The sequence below is a fragment of the Microbacterium sp. SCN 71-21 genome (assembly GCF_001725695.1).
GTDB classification, from domain to species: domain Bacteria; phylum Actinomycetota; class Actinomycetes; order Actinomycetales; family Microbacteriaceae; genus Microbacterium; species Microbacterium ginsengisoli.
Window position 1 is genome coordinate 1 of record NZ_MEGA01000117.1, and the last position, 5,337, is coordinate 5,337.

The window sequence follows — 5,337 nt, forward strand, 5'->3', positions numbered from 1 at the left end:
CGCAAGTGCCGGTGCGTGCGGGTCTCGTACGCGAACGACATGCATGTCGACATCGTCCCGCACGTCATCCTCTCCGGCTGGCGGGAGGTGATCGTGAACCGCGACGAGAACATCTGGGAAGACACCAACCCGCAGGGGTTCACGGACTGGATGAAGAAACAGGACCAGATCGCCGGCGGCAACCTGCGCCGCGTCATCCGCCTCATCAAGTTCCTCCGCGATCACAAGAACTCCTTCACCGGCACCCGATCGATCCTGCTCACCACACTCCTCGGAGAGCGGGTCAGCGAGCTCAGCAAGATGAGCGACCCGTCCTGCTACAGCAACCTCCCCACCGCGCTGCGCACGATCGTCACGGATCTTGACGAGTGGCTGCAGGCTCGACCTAACCGGCCGTCAATCGCCGACCCGTCAGGATCAGGAGTCACTTTCGACCACCGGTGGTCCGATGAGACGTACTCGTACTTCCGGGACCGCATCCACGTCCACGCGGCCGAGATCGAGGACGCCTACGCCGAGCCGGACAAGGACCGCAGCGTCCAGAAGTGGCAGGCGCTGTTCGGCGACGGCTTCAAGGCACCAGCCGGCAGCGGCCCTGCGAAGTTCGCCCCGGCCGCCCCGACGAAGGAGACCACAACGGGGAGGTCGGGGCGCGCGGGATGACCAAGCGAAAGCAGCCGACCTTCGCGCCCTGGCAGGTGACCCAGCTGCAGGAACTACGGGCACTCGCCAGAGCACGCCCGCACGAGTTGCGCTGCGGTGCGGCGAGCGAGGGACCTGAAGGTGATGCCTGCGTCCCGATCGAGCTGAACACCGACACGATCGAGCACGCCGCGAACGGGTTGCAGCTGCATGGCTGGGAGCCTTTCGTGCTGCGCATCCCGACCAGCCCCTTCTCCCCCCCGACCGTGGAAGTCACCCATACCCGCTTCCTCGGGTTCCCGCACGTGTTGCAGGGGCGTCGACTGTGCATCTACCTGGACCCGTCCCGCGAGTGGCACCCACAGAGCGGGGTCAGCGCGACCTTGAACCGGCTCTGGGGGTGGCTTGCCGAGGCCGCCGCGGCACTGTTCGATCCGTCCACGGCCATGTACCACGCCGTTGGCGGGGTGCTGCACCGCACCCAGGGCACACCGACGATCGTCGCCCGCGATGATCTCCCGGCGCTGCGCGTGACGACCGCGACGCTGCACCGACGAACCGACGCACGGTTGGATCTCACCTGGCGTAACCGTGGCGAGATGATCGTGCCGGTGGTGCGACTGCTCTCCGACCTGCCGTTTGGTGCGACCGAGTCGTTGGTGCCGTTGCTATACCTGATTGACTACCCGACCGCGGACGTCGCGACACCCCGCGCGTTCGGACCGGTGCGCCGCCATGCCCCGCTCGGTCCGGCGTTCACGACGATGCTGATCGCCGCCGCTCTGCGCAGCCCCGCGGATTCGCCTCAGTACTTCGTCCTCGCCGTCCCGCACGGTGCGGGCGGGCCACCGCATCTGCTCTGCGGCCGGCTCACACCCGCTGTCGCGAACGCGCTGCGCAAAGTCGGCCGGACGCGGGGCACGGCGCTGGACCTGAATCCCACCCTCCTCGACGTCGAGGTGCCGATCGAATGGTGCAACATGTCTGATGAACGAGAAGCCGTCACCACGCGACGCGACGTGGACCGTCCCGTCAACGGGTTCGCAGGAAAGTCCGTGCACGTGTGGGGGTGCGGAGGTCTCGGATCCTGGATCGCCGAGTTCGTCGTCCGGGCAGGGGCCCGAGAGATCACGATTTGCGACCCGGGTGTCGTGACCGGTGGGTTGCTGGTACGGCAGAACTACACCGAGACGAGCATCGGCGAGACCAAGGCCCAAGCTCTCGCCACACGGCTGCGGTCGCTTCGTGACGACATCGTCGTCCATGTCGCCGCCGGCGCGATCCCCGAAGACCTCAGCGCCGCGCTCGACGCGGACATCGTCATCGACGCGACGGTCAGCAACGCCGTGACGACCCTCCTGGACGCCACCGCAGAGGTGCCGGACCGTCGGGCGGTGATCGCCCAAGTCGCCACCGATGTCGCGTCCGGCACCCTTGGGTTGGTCACGATCTGCCCGTCCCGCGCTGGGTCGCCGTCGTCTGTGGACGACCGGGTGGGTCGGGTCGTGGGCGCCGATCCGGCGCTCGAGCTGTACCACGGGTTGTGGCGGGACCCTCTGGCCGGTGATGAGATCGTCCCCACCCGGGGATGTTCGGTGCCGACCTTTCATGGTTCCGCTGCGGACTTGGCCGCCGTGGCCGGAGTCCTCACCAGCCTGATCGGCACACACCTCGCCGCAGACTCCTCCACCGCCGGCGCACACCTGATCGCGTTGCCGCACGCCTCAGCAGGACCCCGACATCATTTCGTCCCCGTGACTGCCGCGGACATCAGCGAGGGGCTCGCTGCCTGACCGGAGCTAGTCTCAGGTTGCGTTTTGCCGCGTCGGCGCGGATGACTCTCCTGTCGGAGATCCATCTGCAGCGATCGCACCGGCGATGTTTGCGCGGGCGTGGATGACTAGGGCCCGAGGTCGTGGGCTTTCGTGTTGCGGCGTTGGGGTTGCCGACGCTCTTACGGCAACGAGGGGCGGCGCCGCGACATGCGGACGGCGGGCGGCGGACGCTTAGGAGGCCGCGCGCTCCGTTGTCGCCTGTCGATCCGCGGCGTAGCGTCGTGCCGCTTCCCACCAGTAGTTGTCGCGGATCCGGTAGAGCAGGGTCCGCTCCCCCGGAACGCGGCCAACGAATTCGAGGAAGTGTGCGTCGCGGAGCTTGTGGATCAGCGGGTGAACGATGCTCCCCAGCAACCCGGTCGCTTCGACGATCTGCTTGGGTGAGAAGGTTTCGCCTTCGAGTGCGGCGATCTCGATGACGACGGCGTTCATGTAGCTGTTGCCGAAGAACAGACGGGACTCCTCCGGTGCGATCGGCTCCACTATCGTCATGCCCCGAGTTTCGCATAGGTCGCCGACGCCCGGCACCTACGCGAAGGTGATTCTGAGGCATTCTCCTTCCGGTGTTGTCTACCTGACCTACACAACTTGACTCCGCTGGTTTCGAGCGTACAGTGAATGTGACATTCACTGAAACGTATGTCACGTACTACGTAAACGCCGTTGCCACAAGTGCGATTCGGTACGACGTGACTTACGTAATTGCGTGGGATTCGTTCATGGTTGCTTGTGTCGATAGGCCTCCAGGATGGCCGTATGTCCACAGATCGGTCTCCCGCGAGTGGTAGTTCGGGTGAGGTCTCGCGCCGGGTAGTCCTCGGCTCGTGACGGGGGCAGAGGCAACCATTCGGATCCGCAGGTCCGACGATCGCGTCGACGTCAGTGACCTGCGTGATCTTCGTGTTCGTCAGTTCGACACGGCGGTGCCGTGGCGGGAGTTTCGCTGGTACCGCAAGCAACGGCACTTCTCTGGCTCCTACTGGTCGGCGACGATGGAGGCGCCGGTCGGGTACGAATCGCGGCTCGAGTACGCGAACCTCTTGTTGGCGGACTTCGACCCGCGGGTGGTGTGGATCTTGTCACAGCCATTCTTGGTCGACGGAGATGACCGAGGCACGGCGCGGAGGCACGTTCCGGATTACCTGCTTATTCACGCCGATGACTCGGCGTGCGTGGTCGACGTGAAGCCCGCCGAGAAGCTGTCGCGACCAAAGGTTCACAACTCGTTGGCGTGGTCCCGGCGAGTCATCGAGGGGCACGGCTGGGAATACCGGGTGCAATCCGAACCCAACCCCGTGATGCTTGCCAACGTGCAGTTCCTCGCGGGCTACCGGCGCCGATTCCAGTTTCCGGACGCCGAGGTTGCCGCCGCGACCGGCACTCTCCACACTCCTCTCACCCTTGGAGAGGCGGTGCGAGCCGTAGCTCCTATAGAGGGTGACATCAGGTTCGCGCGTTCCCTCGTCTTGCATCTGCTGTGGGTGCGGCATCTGAACGCCGACCTGACTCGGCCCCTGTCGACCGCCAGCCTTTTGACGCCATCTTCCAGAGAGGACCAGTCGGGATGAAGAAGACATGGACGGTTGCCCCGGGCGCACAGCTCGTCTACGACGGCGAAATGTGCACCGTCGCGGAGATCGGGGATGGAGCGGTCATCGTCCGCACCGCGGACGGGAGTACTCGCCGGCTGCGGATGCTCGACGTGCTGCGGCCTGCTTCGGAGGGCGGTACCGCGCACGTCCCGGGAAGACTTCCCGATGACGAAGAGTCGCAGCCGTTGATGCTCGTCTGGTCTGATGCGACCGAGTCCGCCCAGGCGGCCGCCCATGAGCGCGCCGATCATGTCCGCGAGGTACTCACCGGATACAGATCGGGAAGTCGAGAGATCGCCCGTGAGGGAGAACCGCGCTTTGAGTACCACCCACAACGTTCATTGGGAGAACGGCAGACCGCGAAGGCCAAGGAGCTCGGCATCGGGACGCGGACACTGGAACGCTGGGTATCCCGCTACCGCGACACCGGCGAGGCGGGCCTGATCGACACCCGCAGGTCTCGGACGGGCGCGGCCCTGACGAACTTCGATCCGCGCTGGGTCGACGCCGCCCGGACCGTGATCGATGAACAGGGCAACCAGTCCAAGGTGCAGAAGAAGATCATCCTCGCCCGCATCGCCGCCCGCGTCGAGCGCGTCCACGGACCCGAGGTCGTCACCCTCCCGTCGACCGCCAGCGGATACCGGGCATTGGACGAGCTCTCCCGAGGCCGAGCAACGTTCTCCGGGTCCACGAAAGCCAAACGATCAATAGCGAACCGGCCCTCCGCCCCCTACGGCCGCCTGACAGCGACCCGCCCGGGCGAGTTCGTCCTTCTGGACACCACCCCGCTGAACGTGTTCGCCGTCGCACCGGTCACCGGAAAGTGGGTGTGCGCGGACCTCACCGTCGCGATCGACCTCTACTCGAGGTGCATCCTCGGACTGAGACTCACGCCGGGTTCCACGAAGTCCATCGACGTGTCCGGCGTCCTCGCCGAAGCTATGCAGCCCTTCGAGATCCCGAAGAGCTGGGGCACGCCAGCTCGTTGGCCGTACCACGGGCTCCCCGACACGGTGCTCGTCGACCCCGCCCGCACCGGTGTTGCCCGGTTCACTCGGGCGGGCATCCTGCCGGAAACGATCGTGATCGATCACGGCCGCCCGTTCCTGTCCGAACACGTCACCACGGCATGCGCTCGGCTAGGAATCTCGATCCAGCCCGCCCGCATCTACCAGCCGACCGACAAGAGCCCGGTCGAACGGTTCTTCCGCACCCTCGACTCACTCCTCCAAGAGCTCCCTGGCTACAAGGGCGCGGACGTCGGC

5 protein-coding genes are annotated in these 5,337 nt (G+C 66.0%); 4 read left to right on the top strand and 1 reads right to left on the bottom strand.

Annotated elements, in window-relative coordinates; translation table 11 throughout:
• A partial coding sequence (locus ABT08_RS12795) for a nucleotidyltransferase family protein (protein ID WP_288115206.1) occupies positions 1–663 on the top strand: 663 nt, incomplete at its 5' end.
• A 35-nt stretch (positions 664–698) separates the two neighbouring features.
• Positions 699–2,435 carry a ThiF family adenylyltransferase gene (locus ABT08_RS12800; RefSeq protein ID WP_288115207.1) on the top strand — a complete coding sequence of 579 codons (1,737 nt, stop codon included), beginning with the start codon at positions 699–701 and terminating at the stop codon, positions 2,433–2,435.
• A 213-nt stretch (positions 2,436–2,648) separates the two neighbouring features.
• Here the strand turns inward: ABT08_RS12800 and ABT08_RS12805 are convergent, their stop codons facing one another.
• Entirely contained in the window at positions 2,649–2,969 is a 321-nt protein-coding gene (locus ABT08_RS12805; protein ID WP_156454721.1) for a hypothetical protein, read from the bottom strand.
• Positions 2,970–3,301: 332 nt separating this feature from the next.
• On the opposite strand from ABT08_RS12805, the gene ABT08_RS12810 reads away from it, so the two are divergent.
• Positions 3,302–4,045: a TnsA-like heteromeric transposase endonuclease subunit gene (locus ABT08_RS12810; RefSeq protein ID WP_200934394.1), complete on the top strand. Its 744-nt coding sequence runs from the start codon at positions 3,302–3,304 to the stop codon at positions 4,043–4,045.
• A partial coding sequence (locus tag ABT08_RS12815) for a TnsB C-terminal domain-containing protein (RefSeq protein ID WP_288115208.1) occupies positions 4,042–5,337 on the top strand: 1,296 nt, incomplete at its 3' end. The genes ABT08_RS12810 and ABT08_RS12815, both read left to right, overlap by 4 nt.